Source organism: Pseudomonas sp. GM17, from assembly GCF_000282175.2.
GTDB lineage: Bacteria > Pseudomonadota > Gammaproteobacteria > Pseudomonadales > Pseudomonadaceae > Aquipseudomonas > Aquipseudomonas chlororaphis.
The window spans coordinates 6,141,758-6,158,715 of record NZ_CP124732.1 but is presented as its reverse complement, the minus strand read 5'-3'; the positions used below and the strand labels follow the sequence as shown (position 1 = coordinate 6,158,715).

Below are 16,958 nucleotides of genomic sequence, written 5' to 3'. Positions count from 1 at the left end.
GGTGCACAAGTCAGGGCTTCTTGATGCGCATCAAGGAAGCTTTTGAGCAGGTTTGCATTGGTGCTTTTTAGTCCTCTGTAGGAGCGAGGCTTGCCCGCGAAACAGGCGCTGCGTAGTAGCAGTCTCTCCGCGTCATCGTTCATCGCGAGCAAGCTTCGCTCCTACGAAATCCTGGCGGGCAGGGGCTGCGGCACTTTTCTGCAGGCGAAAAAAAAGACCTTGAATTTCAAGGTCTTTTTTAAGTTTGGTGCCCCGAGGGAGACTCGAACTCCCACTTCTCTCGAAAACGGATTTTGAATCCGCCGCGTCTACCAATTCCGCCATCAGGGCTCAATGGCGGCGAAGTATAGAGACGTGCCTACCGTTGGTCAATCAGGTTTCATGGTCAATTTTGGCTATTTCCGCTAAACTTTCCGGCCCTGCTAGACGAACCCCATCATGCGTGTTGCTGACTTTACCTTCGAGCTCCCTGATTCGCTGATCGCCCGCCACCCCCTGGCCGAGCGTCGCGCGAGTCGCCTGTTGACCCTGGATGGGCTCACTGGCGCCCTGGCCCACCGTCAATTCACTGATTTGCTTGAGCATTTGCGCCCGGGCGACTTGATGGTGTTCAACAATACCCGGGTGATTCCGGCGCGCCTGTTTGGCCAGAAGGCCTCCGGCGGCAAGCTGGAAATCCTCGTGGAGCGGGTGCTCGACAGCCACCGTGTGCTGGCCCATGTGCGCTCCAGCAAGTCGCCGAAACCGGGTTCGAAGATCCTGATCGACGGCGGTGGCGAGGCCGAGATGCTGGCCCGCCACGACACCCTGTTCGAGCTGGGGTTTGCCGAGGAAGTGTTGCCGCTGCTGGAGCGCGTCGGCCATATGCCGTTGCCTCCTTATATAGACCGCCCGGACGAAGACTCGGACCGCGAGCGTTATCAGACCGTGTATTCCGAGCGCCTGGGCGCGGTGGCCGCGCCGACCGCGGGGCTGCACTTCGACCAGCCGCTGCTGGAGGCGATTGCCGCCAAGGGCGTCGAGACCGCGTTCGTGACCCTGCATGTCGGCGCCGGGACCTTCCAGCCGGTGCGGGTGGAGCGCATCGAAGATCACCATATGCACAACGAATGGCTGGAAGTCAGCCAGGACGTGGTGGATGCGGTGGCTGCCTGCCGTGCGCGCGGCGGTCGGGTGGTGGCGGTGGGGACCACCAGCGTGCGTTCCCTGGAAAGCGCGGCGCGCGATGGCGTGCTCAAGCCGTTCAGCGGCGATACCGACATCTTTATCTACCCGGGCCGGCCGTTCCATGTGGTCGATGCTCTGGTCACCAACTTCCATTTGCCCGAATCCACGCTGTTGATGCTGGTTTCGGCGTTCGCCGGTTATCCCGAAGCCATGGCCGCCTACAAGGCTGCCGTCGAGCATGGATACCGCTTTTTCAGCTACGGTGATGCGATGTTCATCACCCGCAATCCCGCGCCACGCGGCCCTGAGGATCAAGCATGAGTCGCACCTGTCGTATGTCTTTCGAGCTGCTCGCCACCGATGGCAAGGCTCGTCGCGGTCGTCTGACCTTCCCCCGCGGCACCGTGGAAACCCCGGCCTTCATGCCCGTGGGCACCTACGGCACGGTCAAGGGCATGCTGCCGCGGGACATTGTCGCCACTGGCGCCGAGATTATCCTGGGCAACACCTTCCACCTGTGGCTGCGCCCGGGCACCGAAGTGATCAAGAAGCACGGCGACCTGCATGATTTCATGCAGTGGAAAGGCCCGATCCTCACCGACTCCGGCGGTTTCCAGGTGTTCAGCCTGGGCGCCATGCGCAAGATCAAGGAGGAGGGCGTGACCTTCGCCTCGCCGGTCGACGGCGCCAAAGTCTTCATGGGCCCGGAAGAGTCGATGCAGGTCCAGCGCGACCTGGGCTCGGACATCGTGATGATCTTCGACGAATGCACCCCGTACCCGGCCGACGAAGATGTCGCGCGGGTGTCCATGGAGCTGTCGCTGCGCTGGGCCCAGCGCTCGAAGAACGCCCATGGCGACAACACGGCGGCGCTGTTCGGCATCGTCCAGGGCGGCATGCACCAGGACCTGCGCATGCGCTCCCTGGAAGGCCTGGACAAGATCGGCTTCGACGGCCTGGCCATTGGCGGCCTGTCGGTGGGCGAGCCCAAGCACGAGATGATCAAGGTGCTGGACTACCTGCCAGGCCAGATGCCAGCAGACAAACCTCGTTACCTTATGGGTGTTGGCAAGCCGGAAGATCTGGTTGAGGGTGTGCGCCGCGGTGTGGACATGTTCGATTGCGTGATGCCAACCCGTAATGCCCGCAATGGGCACCTGTTCATTGACACTGGCGTGCTGAAGATCCGCAACGCGTTCCATCGCCATGATGATTCGCCGCTGGATCCGACCTGCGATTGCTATACCTGCCAGAACTTCTCCCGTGCTTATCTGCATCATCTGGACAAGTGCGGCGAAATGCTGGGGAGCATGCTCAATACCATCCATAATTTGCGTCATTACCAACGGCTTATGGCTGGTTTGCGCGAGGCTATTCAACAGGGTACATTGGCCGCCTTTGTCGATTCCTTCTATGCCAAACGCGGGTTGCCCGTGCCGCCTTTAGAATAAGTTCTAAAGACGTTTAGACCCACTTTTGCAATTATCCGGAGTGTTACATGAGCTTTTTTATCTCGACTGCAATGGCTGATGCTGCTGCACCTGCTGCTGGCCCCGCCGGCACTGGCTTTGAGTGGATTTTCCTGGTCGGTTTCCTGGTCATCTTCTACCTGATGATCTGGCGTCCACAGGCCAAGCGCGCCAAAGAGCAAAAGAACCTGCTGGGCAGCCTGCAGAAAGGTGACGAAGTTGTGACTACTGGCGGGATCGCCGGCAAGATCACCAAAGTGACCGACGACTTCGTAGTGCTGGAAGTTTCCGACACTATCGAGATGAAGTTTCAGAAAGGCGCTATCGCTGCCACGCTGCCAAAAGGCACGCTGAAGGCGATCTAAGTTTCATCTTTTACCAATCGACGGGGCGCGCAAGGCGCCCCGCTTCATAAACGGGCGGCGTGATGCTGAACAAATACCCTCTGTGGAAATACGTACTGATCCTGGCGGTGCTGGCGATCGGTTTTATTTATTCCGCTCCCAATCTATACCCTGATGATCCGGCCATTCAGGTCAGCGGCGCGAGCACCGCGTTGCAGGTCACTCAGGCGGATCTGGATCGTGCGAGCAAAGCGCTCACCGACGCCGGGATCAACGTCAAGGCAGCGACCATCGCGGCCAAGGGCAAGGGCGGGCTGTTGCGTCTGACCAAGCAGGAAGACCAGCTTCCAGCCAAGGACGTCGTGCGCAAGGCCCTGGGTGACGACTACGTCGTTGCATTGAACCTGGCCCAAACCACCCCGCAATGGCTGCGCAACCTCGGCGCGCATCCGATGAAGCTGGGCCTGGACTTGTCCGGTGGTGTGCACTTCCTGCTGGAAGTGGACATGGAAAAAGCCCTCGACGCCCGCCTGAAAGTCTACGAAGGCGATGTGAAGAGCCTGCTGCGTAAAGAGCGTCTGCGCTATCGCAGCCTGCCGCAGCTGGGCGGTGCCATTCAACTGGGCTTCAGCGACGAAGCGACCCGTGAACAGGCCCGTGCGCTGATCCGCAAGAACTTCAACGATTTCGACATTGTTCCGGCCGACCTCAATGGTCAGGCGGTGCTGCGTCTGGCGATGACCCCGGCCAAGCTGGCGGAAATCCGTGAATACTCCATCAAGCAGAACTTGACCACGGTGCGTAACCGCGTCAACGAGCTGGGTGTTGCCGAGCCTCTGGTTCAGCGCCAGGGTGCCAACCGTATCGTGGTTGAGCTGCCGGGCGTGCAGGACACCGCTGAAGCCAAGCGTATCCTGGGCAAGACGGCCAACCTTGAGTTCCGTCTGGCCGCTGAGCCGGGCGCTTCGAAAGCCACTTCCGAGTCTTTCGAGTTCCGTGAAGGCAATCGTCCTCCTGCGCTGATCGAGCGTGGCCTGATCATCACCGGTGACCAGGTGACCGACGCCCAGGCGGGCTTCGACGAGCATGGTCGTCCACAGGTGAACATCAAGCTCGATGGCCACGGCGGCGAGCTGATGAGCCGTTCGACCCGCAGCAATGTCGGTCGCAGCATGGCGGTGATCTTCATCGAGCAGAAGCCGACCACCACTTACACCAAGCAAGTGGTTGACGGTGTCGAGAAAGACGTCGCGGTGCAGAGCTTCAAGGAAGAGAAGAAGATCATCAGCCTGGCGACCATTCAGTCGCCGCTGGGTAGCCAGTTCCGCATCACCGGCCTGAACGGTCAGGGCGAGTCCTCCGAGCTGGCGCTGCTGCTGCGTGCCGGTGGCCTGGCCGCGCCGATGTACTTCGCCGAAGAGCGCACCATTGGCCCGAGCCTGGGTGCCGACAACATCACCAAGGGTATCGATGCGTCGCTGTGGGGCATGCTGTTCGTGTCGCTGTTCATCATCGCCATCTACCGTTTCTTCGGCATCATCGCCACCGTGGCGCTGGCGCTGAACATGGTGCTGCTGCTGGCCCTGATGTCCTTGCTGGGGGCTACGCTGACCCTGCCGGGTATCGCCGGTATCGTGCTGACCATGGGTATGGCGGTGGACGCCAACGTACTGATCTTCTCGCGGATACGTGAAGAGATCGCCGCCGGCATGACCGTGCAGCGGGCAATCAACGAAGGCTTCGGCCGGGCATTCACCGCGATTCTCGACTCCAACCTGACCACATTGCTGGTCGGCGGGATTCTCTTTGCCATGGGCACCGGCCCGGTCAAAGGCTTTGCGGTGACCATGTCCCTCGGGATCTTTACCTCGATGTTCACGGCCATCTGGCTGACCCGCGCGATGGTCAACCTGATTTTCGGCGGTCGTGACTTCAAGAAGTTGTGGATTTAAGGGGCTGCCATGTTACGTACTATCAACTTCATGGGCGTGCGGAACGTTGCGTTCGGCGTCACTTTGCTCCTGACCGTTCTGGCGCTGTTCAGCTGGTTCCACAAGGGGTTGAACTATGGCCTGGACTTTACCGGCGGTACGCTCATCGAGCTGACCTACGAGCGTCCGGCGGATGTGATGAAGGTTCGTGCTCAACTGAGCGAGTCCGGCTATCACGAAGCGATCGTGCAAAGCTTCGGTGCGACCACCGATCTGCTGGTGCGGATGCCGGGTGAAGACCCGCAACTGGGCCACCAGGTGGCGGAGGCACTGCAGAAGACCGGCGGCGACAACCCGGCGCAGGTCAAGCGCGTCGAGTTCGTCGGCCCGCAAGTGGGTGAAGAGCTGCGCGACCAGGGCGGCCTCGGCATGCTGATGGCGCTGGGCGGCATCCTGATCTACCTGGCCTTCCGCTTTCAGTGGAAGTTCGCGGTCGGCGCCATCGTCTCCCTGATCCACGACGTGGTGGTGACCGTGGGTATCCTGTCGTTCTTCCAGATCACCTTCGACCTGACGGTGCTGGCGGCGGTACTGGCGATCATCGGCTACTCGCTCAACGACACCATCGTGGTGTTCGACCGGGTGCGTGAGAACTTCCGTGTGCTGCGCAAGGCCAGCCTGATCGAGAACATCAACATCTCGACCACTCAGACCCTGTTGCGCACCATGGCGACCTCGATCTCCACCCTGCTGGCGATCGCTGCACTGCTGTTCTTCGGTGGCGACAACCTGTGGGGCTTCTCCATCGCCTTGTTCGTTGGTGTCCTGGCGGGTACCTACTCGTCGATCTACATCGCCAACGTGGTGCTGATCTGGCTGAACCTGAGCAGCGAGGATTTGATTCCTCCGGCCAATACCGAGAAGGAAGTCGACGACCGTCCATAACGGTTTTCCCTTCCCGCCAAGTAGTCGAAAAGGCGCGAGTATTGAACTCGCGCCTTTTTTTATGCTCCAAGGCTGGGAGAAGCGCGGGCTTGTCCCGCTTGTGATGGTCAGGAGGTTCACGTGAACAAGTCGATGCTAGTTGGTGCGGTATTAGGTGCCGTCGCTGTGACTGCTGGGGGGGCTGTTGCCACCTACAAGCTGGTCAATAGTGGCCCTGAGTATGCGCAGGTGCTGGCAGTTCAGCCGGTCAAACAACAGATCAAAACACCGCGTGAAGTGTGCAAGGACGTCACCGTGACCCGTCAGGCTCCGGTGAAGGATCAACATCAGATCGCCGGTACGGTAGTCGGTGCGCTGGCCGGTGGCCTTCTGGGCAACCAGATCGGCGGCGGTACAGGCAAGAAGATCGCTACGGTCGCCGGTGCGGTCGGCGGTGGTTACGCGGGTAACAAGGTGCAGGAAGGCATGCAGGAGCGTGACACCTACACCACCACTCAGACTCGCTGCAACACGGTCAACGACATCAGTGAAAAGGTCGTGGGTTATGACGTGAAGTATGAGCTGAACGGCAAGCAGGGTCAGGTGCGTATGGATCGTGATCCAGGTAGCCAGATTCCGGTCAACAAGGAAGGTCAGTTGATCCTGGGCCAGAACCAGCCGGTGCAATAAGCCTTTCGGCGTCAATCAAAAAAAGCACCCTGCGGGGTGCTTTTTTATTGCCTGTGGCTTGGGTTTGCTTCTGTAGGAGCGAGGCTTGCCCGCGATAGCTTCAACCCCGAATGAGGCTGATACAGCGCAGCGCCCAGATAGCGGGCAAGCCTCGCTCCTACGGAAAGAGTGGTTTCCGACAAATCCCAGGCATAAAAAAAGCACCCCGAGGGGTGCTTTTTTGTCGCTGGCGTTTAGCGCTTCAGCGAAGCCGGCAGGTGCGGCTGGATAGCGGTGAGGACCGCCTTGAAGCATTTGGTGTTGCCGGCAACCACGTGGCCTTTTTCCAGGAAGTCGTGACCGCCGGTGAAGTCGCTCACCAGGCCGCCGGCTTCTTGGATCAGCAGGGCGCCCGCAGCCATGTCCCACTCGGACAGGCCCGACTCCCAGAAGGCATCGAAACGACCGGCAGCCACGTAGGCCAGGTCCAGGCTGGCAGCACCGGCACGGCGGATGCCGGCGGTCTGGCCGACCAGGGCGCGGAACATGCCCAGGTAGTTGTCGAGGTTGTCCATCTGGTCGTCACGGAACGGGAAGCCGGTACCCAGCAGGGCGCCGTCCAGGCTGGTGCGGCCGCTAACGCGCAGGCGACGACCGTTCAGTTGGGCGCCGCGACCACGGCTGGCGGTGAATTCTTCCTGGCGCACCGGGTCCAGAACCACGGCGTGTTCCAGGCGACCGCGGTATTTGCAGGCGATGCTGACAGCGAAATGAGGAATGCCGCGCAGGAAGTTGGTGGTGCCGTCCAGCGGGTCGATGATCCACAGGTAGTCTTCGCCTTCGCCGCTGCCAGCGTGCAGACCGGTTTCTTCGCCGAGAATGCCGTGAGTCGGGTAGGCTTTGCGCAATGCGTCGATGATCTTCTGCTCGGCAGCGCGATCAACTTCGGATACGTAGTCTTTGGCGTCTTTTTCGTCGACCTTGATGGTATCCAGGCGCTCGATGGAGCGGAAAATCAGTTCACTGGCGCTGCGGGCGGCGCGCAGCGCGATATTCAGCATTGGCTGCATGGATAGGTCACCTAAGGTTGTTAAAGAAAGCCGAGCATTCTAGCAGAAAACTTTTGCAGATGAAGGTCGACATTCGCTCCGCTTGCCTTGAACTGCCGCCCGTGTCCGTAAATACGTGCACATTTTGACGAGTGGCGGTTCGTCTGGAGCTGGTCGGCTTCTATAAGGTGCGATCCAGAAGCAGTTATTTTTGAGGCGGGAGCGCTGGCTGTTCTGTAAGATTTGCTCCCCTTTCCCGTGTCCGAGAGCGCCTCCCTTGCTGCAGAACATTCGTGTCGTCCTGGTCAATACCAGTCATCCCGGGAACATCGGTGGTGCTGCGCGTGCCATGAAGAACATGGGGCTGTCGCGGCTGGTGCTGGTCGAGCCGCGGATTTTCCCGTCCCATGAGGCCGATGCGCGCGCCTCCGGCGCTACCGACATTCTGGAAAACGCTCAGGTCGTCGCCACCCTGGAAGATGCCCTGGCCGGCTGCACCCTGGTGTTTGGCACCAGCGCCCGTGACCGGCGTATTCCCTGGCCGTTGCTCGATCCCCGGGAGTCCGGGGTCAAGGTGGTGCAGGAGGCAGGGCAGGGTGCCGAAATTGCCTTGGTCTTCGGTCGTGAGGATTCCGGCCTGACCAATGACGAATTGCAGCGATGTCATTTTCACGTGCATATCCCTTCGGACCCGGAGTTCAGCTCGCTGAACCTGGCGACGGCGGTGCAGGTACTGGCTTATGAAGTGCGTATGTCCTGGCTGGCGGCCGAAGGCCAGCCGAGCAAGGTCGAGAAGGATGAAGTGGCGTCGCCGCGCAGTGATGAGCTGGCGACCATGGATGAACTGGAGCGGTTCTACGAGCATCTGGAGCAGACGCTGGTGGCCATCGACTTCCTCGATCCGGAAAAGCCACGGCACTTGATGGCGCGCCTGCGCCGGTTGTACGGACGCAGCTCGGTGAGCCGGGCGGAAATGAATATTTTGCGTGGCATCCTCACGGAGACCCAGAAAGCGGCCCGTGGCGAGCTCCTTAAGCGGAAGAATGATGATGTTTGAGCGTTTGCGTGAAGATATCCAGAGTGTTTTCCATCGTGACCCGGCGGCGCGTAACGCGTTCGAGGTCCTGACCTGCTACCCGGGCATGCACGCCATCTGGATTCATCGCCTGTCCGGCGCGTTGTGGGGCATGGGTTGGAAGTGGCTGGCGCGCCTGGTGTCGAACTTCGGGCGCTGGTTGACCGGGATCGAGATTCACCCGGGGGCCAAGGTCGGTCGCCGTTTCTTTATCGACCACGGCATGGGCATCGTCATTGGCGAGACCGCCGAGATCGGTGACGACGTCACCCTCTATCAGGGCGTGACCCTGGGCGGCACCAGTTGGAACAAGGGCAAGCGTCATCCAACCCTGGAAGACGGTGTGGTGGTGGGGGCGGGCGCCAAGGTGCTGGGGCCGTTCACTGTAGGGGCGGGCGCCAAGGTCGGCTCCAATGCGGTGGTGACCAAGGCGGTGCCGGCGGGCGCCACGGTGGTGGGTATTCCCGGGCGCATCATCGTCAAGTCCGATGACGAGCAGGAAGCCAAGCGCAAGGCCATGGCCGAGAAGCTCGGTTTCGACGCCTATGGGGTCAGCGAGGACATGCCGGACCCGGTGGCGCGGGCCATTGGCCAGTTGCTCGATCACCTGCAGGCCGTCGATGGGCGTCTGGAGGGGATGTGCGGGGCCTTGAAGGATCTGGGCAGTAACTACTGTGCCAAGGATCTGCCGGCGCTGCGCGATGAGGACTTTGCGGGCGTCAAGGACAAGGGCGACAGCCAGGTTGGCTGAGCCTTTCGGGGCTTTGGCGTTGATCGCGAGCTGGCTTGCTTTGTCGAAGTGAGCCGGCTCGTGCAGCGCCCAAAAGGGTGTTGGCGACCCATTAGTCACCGAGCAAATCCAGGGCGTGCCATTACCCTGCAGACTTTGCTATGATTCGCGCGCTCTTTTGCGGGTAAACCTGACTAAAGTAGTAGGTCTTATAGTTGACTTAATTACTCGGGAATTGCATACTCGCTCCCATCCCGAAACACTCCGTGGTACTTGTCCATGCGACTGACTACAAAAGGCCGATACGCGGTAACAGCCATGCTTGACTTGGCGTTGCACGCGCAACATGGGCCGGTGTCCCTGGCCGATATCTCTGAGCGCCAAGGCATCTCCCTGTCCTATCTCGAACAGCTCTTCGCCAAGCTGCGCCGCAGCAATCTGGTGTCCAGCGTGCGTGGTCCAGGCGGTGGCTACCAGCTGTCGCGTGACATGCAAGGCATTCAGGTGGCCCAGGTGATCGATGCGGTGAACGAGTCGGTCGATGCAACCAAATGCCAGGGCCAGGGCGATTGCCATTCCGGCGACACCTGTCTGACCCACCACCTGTGGTGCGATCTGAGCCTGCAGATTCACGAATTTCTGAGCGGTATCAGCTTGGCTGACCTTGTGACTCGCCGTGAGGTGCAAGAAGTAGCCCAGCGTCAGGATCAGCGCCGCTGTAATGGCAAGGCGCAGCACCTGGACAAGATTGAAGCGTCCGCCGTCGAATGACAGCCAAAGAGCTAGCGGCACGCCAGCCAGCCTGATTTAGGAGAGAGTCCATGAAATTGCCGATTTACCTTGATTACTCAGCGACCACCCCGGTTGATCCGCGTGTCGCGCAAAAGATGAGTGAATGCCTGCTGGTCGACGGAAACTTCGGTAACCCGGCGTCCCGCTCCCACGTGTTCGGTTGGAAAGCCGAAGAGTCGGTGGAAAATGCCCGTCGCCAAGTGGCTGACCTGGTCAATGCCGACCCGCGTGAAATTGTCTGGACCTCCGGTGCCACCGAGTCCGACAACCTGGCAATCAAGGGTGTCGCGCATTTCTACCACACCAAGGGCAAGCACCTGATCACCTCGAAGATCGAGCACAAGGCTGTCCTGGACACCATGCGCCAACTCGAGCGTGAAGGCTTCGAAGTCACCTACATCGAGCCGGGCGAAGACGGCCTGATCACTCCGGCCATGGTTGAAGCCGCCCTGCGCGACGACACCATTCTGGTTTCGATCATGCACGTGAACAACGAAATCGGCACCATCAACGACATCGCCGCTATTGGCGAGCTGACTCGTTCCAAAGGCATTCTGTTCCACGTCGACGCGGCTCAGTCCACCGGCAAGGTCGACATCGACCTGCAGGCGCTGAAAGTCGACCTGATGTCCTTCTCCGCCCACAAGACCTACGGTCCTAAGGGTATCGGTGCTCTGTACGTCAGCCGCAAGCCGCGGGTTCGCCTCGAAGCGACCATGCACGGCGGCGGTCACGAGCGCGGCATGCGTTCCGGCACCCTGGCCACCCACCAGATCGTTGGCATGGGCGAAGCCTTCCGTGTAGCCAAGGAAGACATGGCTGCCGAAAACCTGCGCATCAAGGCGTTGAGCGACCGTTTCTACAAGCAGGTCGAGCACCTGGAAGAGCTGTACATCAACGGCAGCATGACCTTCCGCGTACCGCACAACCTGAACCTGAGCTTCAACTACGTCGAAGGCGAGTCGCTGATCATGGCGCTCAAGGACCTGGCGGTTTCCTCCGGTTCGGCCTGCACCTCGGCTTCGCTGGAGCCTTCGTACGTACTGCGCGCCCTGGGCCGCAACGACGAACTGGCACACAGCTCGATCCGCTTCACCTTCGGCCGCTTCACCACCGAAGAAGAAATCGATTATGCCGCGCAGAAAGTCTGCGAGGCCGTGACCAAGCTGCGCGCTCTGTCGCCGCTGTGGGACATGTACAAAGACGGCGTCGATATCTCGAAGATCGAGTGGGCGGCACACTAAATATAGAAGCCGCCAGGTACAGCTCCTGTAGCGACGCGGCGACTGACGCAGGCGTAACTACAGGGGCTCAAGAGCGGCCCTGATGAGTGAGGATTAAGAATCATGGCTTACAGCGAAAAGGTCATCGACCACTACGAGAACCCGCGCAACGTCGGCAAGATGAACGCGGAAGATCCTGATGTCGGCACCGGCATGGTCGGCGCTCCGGCGTGCGGCGACGTGATGCGCCTGCAGATCAAGGTCAACGAACAAGGCATCATCGAAGACGCCAAGTTCAAGACCTATGGTTGCGGTTCGGCTATCGCCTCCAGCTCCCTGGCTACCGAGTGGATGAAAGGCAAGACTCTGGATGAAGCAGAGACCATCAAGAACACTCAGCTGGCTGAAGAGCTGGCCCTGCCGCCAGTGAAAATCCACTGCTCGGTACTCGCCGAAGACGCCATCAAGGCCGCCGTTCGCGACTACAAGCAGAAGAAAGGCCTGATCTGATTTTCGCGGATCAGCTTTCACAGATTGAGCGACAAGTAAGGAGTCACGATGGCTATCAGCATGACAGAAGCGGCTGCTCAACACGTGCGGCGCTCCCTCAACGGGCGCGGCAAAGGTGATGGGATTCGTCTGGGTGTTCGCACCACGGGCTGTTCCGGCCTTGCCTATGTCCTGGAGTTCGTCGACGAGATCGGTGAAGACGATCAGGTGTTCGAGAGTCATGGCGAGAAAGTGATCATCGATCCGAAAAGCCTGACCTACCTGGATGGCACCGAACTGGACTTCGTCAAGGAAGGGTTGAACGAGGGCTTCAAGTTCAACAACCCCAACGTGCGCGGTGAATGTGGCTGCGGCGAAAGCTTCAACATCTGAGGCGGCTCGTGGGTACTCCTTGTCATTTCGCTTTATTTGAGCTGCAACCGAGCTTCCGCCTGGATCTCGAGCAGCTGGCCACGCGCTACCGTGAGTTGGCGCGTGCCGTTCATCCGGACCGCTTCGCTGACGCTTCCGAGCGTGAGCAGCGGCTGGCGCTGGAACAATCCGCCAGCCTCAACGAGGCCTACCAGACTCTCAAGAGTCCTCCCAAGCGCGCGCGATACCTGCTCGCGATGGGCGGCCATGAGCTGCCGCTGGAGGTCACGGTGCACGATCCGGAGTTCCTTCTGCAGCAGATGCAGTGGCGCGAAGAGCTCGAGGATCTGCAGGACGAGGCCGATCTGGCCGGTATTGCAGCTTTCAAGCGCCGCCTGAAAGTGGCCCAGGATGAATTGAACGAAAGCTTCGCAGCCTGTTGGGATGATGCTGCGCAACGCGAACAGGCCGAGCGCCTGATGCGGCGCATGCAGTTCCTCGACAAGCTCACCTACGAAGTGCGCCAGTTAGAAGAGCGCCTCGACGATTAACCCAGTGCCGCTCCGGTCGCACGCCTGATATACAGATAAGTCCAGATAAACATGGCCCTACTGCAGATCGCTGAACCCGGCCAAAGTCCTCAACCGCACCAGCGTCGCCTGGCTGTGGGGATCGACTTGGGTACTACCAATTCTCTGGTCGCTGCCTTGCGCAGTGGTCTTTCCGAGCCGCTGGCCGACGTCAGCGGGCAGGTCATCCTGCCATCTGCCGTGCGCTATCACGCCGACCGTGTCGAGGTGGGCGAGTCCGCCAGGCTGGCGGCGTCTGCCGATCCCCTGAACACTGTGTTGTCGGTCAAGCGCTTGATGGGGCGTGGTTTGTCCGACGTCAAGCAGTTGGGCGAGCAGCTGCCATACCGCTTCGTCGACGGCGAGTCGCACATGCCGTTCATCGACACCATCCAGGGCCCGAAAAGTCCGGTGGAAGTCTCCGCCGATATCCTTAAGGTCCTGCGCCAGCGCGCCGAGTCGACCCTGGGCGGTGAGTTGGTGGGGGCGGTGATTACCGTTCCGGCCTATTTCGACGATGCGCAGCGTCAAGCGACCAAGGATGCGGCCAAGCTGGCCGGTCTCAATGTGTTGCGTCTGCTCAACGAGCCGACCGCGGCGGCCGTGGCCTATGGTCTGGATCAGCACGCCGAAGGCGTGGTGGCCATTTATGACTTGGGTGGCGGGACTTTCGATATTTCCATTCTGCGCCTGACCGGCGGTGTCTTCGAAGTGCTGGCCACCGGTGGCGACAGCGCCCTGGGCGGTGACGATTTCGATCATGCGATCGCCGGCTGGATCATTGAGAATGCCGGCCTGTCCGCCGATCTCGATCCGGGCAAGCAGCGTAATCTGCTGCAAATCGCCTGTGCCGCCAAGGAAGCGCTCACCAATGCCCCGTCGGTCGATGTGACCTATGGCGTCTGGTCGGCACCGCTGACCCGCGAAGCCTTCGATGCCCTGATCGAACCAATGGTGGCGCGCAGCCTCAAGGCCTGCCGTCGCGCCGTGCGTGATTCCAATGTCGAGCTGGAAGATGTCCAGGCAGTGGTCATGGTCGGTGGTTCGACCCGTGTTCCACGGGTTCGCGAGGCGGTCGCCGAAATGTTCGGTCGCCAGCCGCTGACCGAGATCGACCCGGACCAGGTGGTGGCCATTGGTGCCGCGATCCAGGCCGATACCCTGGCCGGTAACAAACGCGATGGTGGCGAACTGCTGCTGCTTGATGTGATTCCGCTGTCCCTGGGGCTGGAAACCATGGGGGGGTTGATGGAGAAGGTGATTCCGCGCAACACCACCATCCCCGTTGCCCGGGCCCAGGACTTCACCACTTACAAAGATGGCCAGTCGGCCATGATGATTCATGTGCTGCAGGGCGAGCGCGAGCTGATCAGCGACTGCCGTTCCCTGGCGCGTTTCGAACTGCGCGGCATTCCGGCCATGGTCGCCGGGGCAGCGAAGATCCGCGTGACCTTCCAGGTCGATGCCGACGGTCTGCTGAGCGTGTCCGCTCGCGAGCTGGGCTCGGGCGTCGAAGCCAGCATTCAGGTCAAGCCCTCCTACGGTCTGACCGATGGCGAAATCGCCAGGATGCTCAAGGATTCCTTCCAGTACGCCAGCGACGACAAGGTCGCCCGCGTGCTGCGTGAGCAGCAGGTCGATGCCCAGCGCCTGATCGAGGCGGTGCAGGGCGCTCTGGAGGCGGACGGCGAGCGTCTGCTGGATGCCGAAGAGCGCATGGTCATCGAGCTGCAAATGCAGGAATTGAGTGAATTGATGCGTGGCACCGATGGTTACGCCATCGAGCAGCAGACCAAGCGTCTGTCGCAAGTGACCGATGCTTTTGCTGCCCGCCGCCTGGACTCGACGGTGAAAGCCGCTCTGGCGGGGCGCAATCTGAATGAAATCGAGGAATAACTGATGCCGCAGATCATTTTTCTGCCACACGCCGTGTTTTGCCCGGATGGCCTGGTTGTAGAGGCTGCCCCGGGTACCTCGATTCTCGAAGTGGCGCATGACAACCACATCGAGATCGAGAGCGCCTGCGGCGGCGTCTGCGCCTGCACCACCTGCCATTGCATCATTCGCGAGGGCTTCGACTCGCTGAACGAAGCCGACGAGCTGGAAGAAGACTTGCTGGACAAAGCCTGGGGCCTGGAGGCGCAATCGCGTCTATCCTGCCAGGCGATCGTCGGCGAGGAAGACCTGACCGTCGAAATTCCGAAATACTCGCTCAACCATGCAGCCGAAGCGCCGCACTGATTCAAGGAATCATCATGAGTCTGAAATGGGTTGATGTGCTGGAAATCGCGATCCAGCTGGCTGAATCCAAGCCGGATGTGGATCCGCGGTACGTAAACTTTGTCGATCTGCACCAATGGGTTCTGGCGCTGCCGGAATTCAGCGACGATCCGGCTCGCGGTGGCGAGAAGGTTCTTGAAGCCATTCAGGCCGCCTGGATCGAAGAAGCAGACTGAGTCTGTCCCGTACGCAGTTAGGCAATCCCTATAAACCCGCGTATAATTCGCGGGTTTAATTTTTCGCTTTAATCACCGTTTCTGGAGTTACACCATGGCTGTTCAACGTACTTTCTCCATCATCAAGCCTGACGCTGTTGCAAAAAACGTCATCGGCGAGATCGTTACCCGTTTCGAAAAAGCTGGCCTGCGCGTTGTAGCTTCGAAAATGAAGCAACTGTCGAAAGCCGAAGCTGAAGGCTTCTACGCTGAGCACAGCGCTCGTGGCTTCTTCGGCGAGCTGGTTGCTTTCATGACTTCCGGTCCGGTTGTCGTTCAGGTTCTGGAAGGCGAAAACGCTATCGCTCTGAACCGTGAGCTGATGGGCGCTACCAACCCTAAAGAAGCTGCTGCCGGCACCATCCGCGCTGACTTCGCTGAATCCATCGACGCCAACGCCGTTCACGGTTCGGACTCCGAAGCCGCTGCTGCACGCGAAATCGCTTACTTCTTCGCTTCCACCGAAGTGACCACTCGCTAAGCCAAAGGCCCGTGAGTGAAGGTGAAACCATGACTACATCGACTGGCAAAACTAACCTGTTGGGTCTGACTCAACCGGAAATGGAAAAATTCTTCGACTCAATCGGGGAGAAGCGTTTCCGTGCCGGTCAGGTAATGAAATGGATTCACCACTTTGGCGTCGATGATTTCGACGCCATGACGAACGTCGGCAAGGCCTTGCGCGAAAAGCTCAAGGCCGTTGCCGAAATTCGTGGTCCGGAAGTGGTCAGCGAGGACATCTCCAGCGATGGCACCCGCAAGTGGGTGGTGCGCGTGGCGTCCGGCAGCTGCGTCGAGACCGTTTACATTCCCCAGGGCAAACGCGGCACCTTGTGCGTTTCGTCCCAGGCAGGCTGTGCCCTGGACTGCAGTTTCTGCTCCACCGGCAAGCAAGGCTTCAATAGCAACCTCACCGCCGCCGAAGTCATCGGCCAGGTGTGGATTGCCAACAAATCCTTTGGCAGCGTCCCGGCGACCGTCGACCGTGCCATCACCAACGTGGTGATGATGGGCATGGGTGAGCCGCTGCTGAACTTCGACAACGTCATCTCGGCCATGCACCTGATGATGGACGACCTGGGCTACGGCATTTCCAAGCGCCGCGTGACCCTGTCGACCTCCGGCGTGGTACCGATGATCGATGAGCTGGCCAAGCACATCGATGTCTCCCTGGCGTTGTCCCTGCACGCACCGAACGATGCGCTGCGCAACCAGCTGGTACCGATCAACAAGAAGTACCCGCTGAAGATGCTGCTCGAGTCCTGCCAGCGCTACATGTCGTCGCTGGGCGAGAAACGTGTGCTGACGATTGAGTACACGCTGCTCAAGGACGTCAATGATAAGGTTGAACACGCTGTCGAGATGATCGCGTTGCTCAAGGACATTCCTTGCAAGATCAACCTGATCCCGTTCAACCCGTTCCCGCACTCCGGTTACGAGCGGCCGAGCAACAACGCCATTCGCCGGTTCCAGGATCAACTGCATCACGCAGGCTTCAACGTCACCGTGCGCACCACGCGCGGCGAAGACATCGATGCGGCCTGTGGACAACTGGTCGGGCAGGTGCTGGATCGCACCCGTCGTAGCGAACGTTATATCGCCGTGCGCGAGTTGAGCGCCGACGCCGATATGCCGCAAAGCGCTGCGAATCGTACCTGAG

At 60.1% G+C, this 16,958-nt stretch carries 19 protein-coding genes and 1 tRNA gene; 18 read left to right on the top strand and 2 right to left on the bottom strand.

Going from position 1 to position 16,958, the window contains the following annotated elements; translation table 11 throughout:
* Positions 1–245: 245 nt before the first annotated feature.
* Positions 246–330, bottom strand: a tRNA-Leu gene (locus tag PMI20_RS27510).
* Positions 331–438: 108 nt separating this feature from the next.
* Here PMI20_RS27510 and queA point away from each other — a divergent pair.
* From queA to PMI20_RS27480, 6 genes are all read left to right on the top strand, one after another.
* The gene (gene queA / locus PMI20_RS27505; RefSeq protein WP_007929508.1) at positions 439–1,488 is read left to right on the top strand and encodes a tRNA preQ1(34) S-adenosylmethionine ribosyltransferase-isomerase QueA; all 1,050 of its coding nucleotides are present in this window, start codon (positions 439–441) and stop codon (positions 1,486–1,488) included.
* A 14-nt stretch (positions 1,489–1,502) separates the two neighbouring features.
* Positions 1,503–2,618, top strand: a complete 1,116-nt coding sequence (gene tgt / locus PMI20_RS27500) for a tRNA guanosine(34) transglycosylase Tgt (protein WP_162096445.1) — start codon at positions 1,503–1,505, stop codon at positions 2,616–2,618.
* A 47-nt stretch (positions 2,619–2,665) separates the two neighbouring features.
* Positions 2,666–3,001, top strand: a complete 336-nt coding sequence (yajC, locus tag PMI20_RS27495; protein ID WP_007929510.1) for a preprotein translocase subunit YajC — start codon at positions 2,666–2,668, stop codon at positions 2,999–3,001.
* A 62-nt stretch (positions 3,002–3,063) separates the two neighbouring features.
* A complete protein-coding gene (gene secD / locus PMI20_RS27490; RefSeq protein WP_007929511.1) occupies positions 3,064–4,932 on the top strand; it encodes a protein translocase subunit SecD in 1,869 nt (622 codons plus the stop codon).
* Positions 4,933–4,941: 9 nt separating this feature from the next.
* Positions 4,942–5,856 carry a protein translocase subunit SecF gene (gene secF, locus PMI20_RS27485; protein ID WP_007929512.1) on the top strand — a complete coding sequence of 305 codons (915 nt, stop codon included), beginning with the start codon at positions 4,942–4,944 and terminating at the stop codon, positions 5,854–5,856.
* A 120-nt stretch (positions 5,857–5,976) separates the two neighbouring features.
* Positions 5,977–6,525: a glycine zipper 2TM domain-containing protein gene (locus PMI20_RS27480; RefSeq protein WP_007929513.1), complete on the top strand. Its 549-nt coding sequence runs from the start codon at positions 5,977–5,979 to the stop codon at positions 6,523–6,525.
* A 233-nt stretch (positions 6,526–6,758) separates the two neighbouring features.
* Here PMI20_RS27480 and suhB read toward each other — a convergent pair whose 3' ends face one another.
* Positions 6,759–7,574, bottom strand: a complete 816-nt coding sequence (gene suhB / locus PMI20_RS27475; protein WP_007929514.1) for a type III secretion system regulator SuhB — start codon at positions 7,572–7,574, stop codon at positions 6,759–6,761.
* A gap of 256 nt (positions 7,575–7,830) precedes the next feature.
* Between suhB and trmJ the strand changes: the two genes are divergently transcribed.
* From trmJ to rlmN, 12 genes are all read left to right on the top strand, one after another.
* Positions 7,831–8,610 carry a tRNA (cytosine(32)/uridine(32)-2'-O)-methyltransferase TrmJ gene (gene trmJ, locus PMI20_RS27470; protein ID WP_007929516.1) on the top strand — a complete coding sequence of 260 codons (780 nt, stop codon included), beginning with the start codon at positions 7,831–7,833 and terminating at the stop codon, positions 8,608–8,610.
* Entirely contained in the window at positions 8,603–9,379 is a 777-nt protein-coding gene (gene cysE, locus PMI20_RS27465; protein WP_007929518.1) for a serine O-acetyltransferase, read from the top strand. The genes trmJ and cysE overlap by 8 nt, the downstream gene beginning before the upstream one ends.
* Before the next feature lie 258 nt (positions 9,380–9,637).
* Positions 9,638–10,129 carry a Fe-S cluster assembly transcriptional regulator IscR gene (gene iscR, locus PMI20_RS27460; RefSeq protein WP_009045442.1) on the top strand — a complete coding sequence of 164 codons (492 nt, stop codon included), beginning with the start codon at positions 9,638–9,640 and terminating at the stop codon, positions 10,127–10,129.
* Positions 10,130–10,179: 50 nt separating this feature from the next.
* A complete protein-coding gene (locus PMI20_RS27455; RefSeq protein ID WP_007929521.1) occupies positions 10,180–11,394 on the top strand; it encodes an IscS subfamily cysteine desulfurase in 1,215 nt (404 codons plus the stop codon).
* 102 nt (positions 11,395–11,496) lie between these two features.
* The gene (gene iscU / locus PMI20_RS27450; protein ID WP_007929523.1) at positions 11,497–11,883 is read left to right on the top strand and encodes a Fe-S cluster assembly scaffold IscU; all 387 of its coding nucleotides are present in this window, start codon (positions 11,497–11,499) and stop codon (positions 11,881–11,883) included.
* A gap of 48 nt (positions 11,884–11,931) precedes the next feature.
* On the top strand, positions 11,932–12,255 hold the full coding sequence (iscA, locus tag PMI20_RS27445; protein WP_007929524.1) for an iron-sulfur cluster assembly protein IscA: 324 nt from the start codon (positions 11,932–11,934) through the stop codon (positions 12,253–12,255).
* An 8-nt stretch (positions 12,256–12,263) separates the two neighbouring features.
* On the top strand, positions 12,264–12,785 hold the full coding sequence (gene hscB, locus PMI20_RS27440; protein ID WP_007929525.1) for a co-chaperone HscB: 522 nt from the start codon (positions 12,264–12,266) through the stop codon (positions 12,783–12,785).
* 51 nt (positions 12,786–12,836) lie between these two features.
* Positions 12,837–14,699, top strand: coding sequence for a Fe-S protein assembly chaperone HscA (hscA, locus tag PMI20_RS27435; protein ID WP_007929526.1), 1,863 nt, complete (start codon positions 12,837–12,839; stop codon positions 14,697–14,699).
* Between the two features lie 3 nt (positions 14,700–14,702).
* Positions 14,703–15,044 carry an ISC system 2Fe-2S type ferredoxin gene (gene fdx, locus PMI20_RS27430; protein WP_007929527.1) on the top strand — a complete coding sequence of 114 codons (342 nt, stop codon included), beginning with the start codon at positions 14,703–14,705 and terminating at the stop codon, positions 15,042–15,044.
* A 14-nt stretch (positions 15,045–15,058) separates the two neighbouring features.
* Positions 15,059–15,259, top strand: a complete 201-nt coding sequence (gene iscX, locus PMI20_RS27425) for a Fe-S cluster assembly protein IscX (protein WP_007929528.1) — start codon at positions 15,059–15,061, stop codon at positions 15,257–15,259.
* A 94-nt stretch (positions 15,260–15,353) separates the two neighbouring features.
* Entirely contained in the window at positions 15,354–15,779 is a 426-nt protein-coding gene (gene ndk, locus PMI20_RS27420) for a nucleoside-diphosphate kinase (RefSeq protein WP_007929529.1), read from the top strand.
* A 29-nt stretch (positions 15,780–15,808) separates the two neighbouring features.
* A complete protein-coding gene (gene rlmN / locus PMI20_RS27415; protein ID WP_007929531.1) occupies positions 15,809–16,957 on the top strand; it encodes a dual-specificity RNA methyltransferase RlmN in 1,149 nt (382 codons plus the stop codon).
* The last annotated feature ends 1 nt before the right edge of the window (position 16,958 follow it).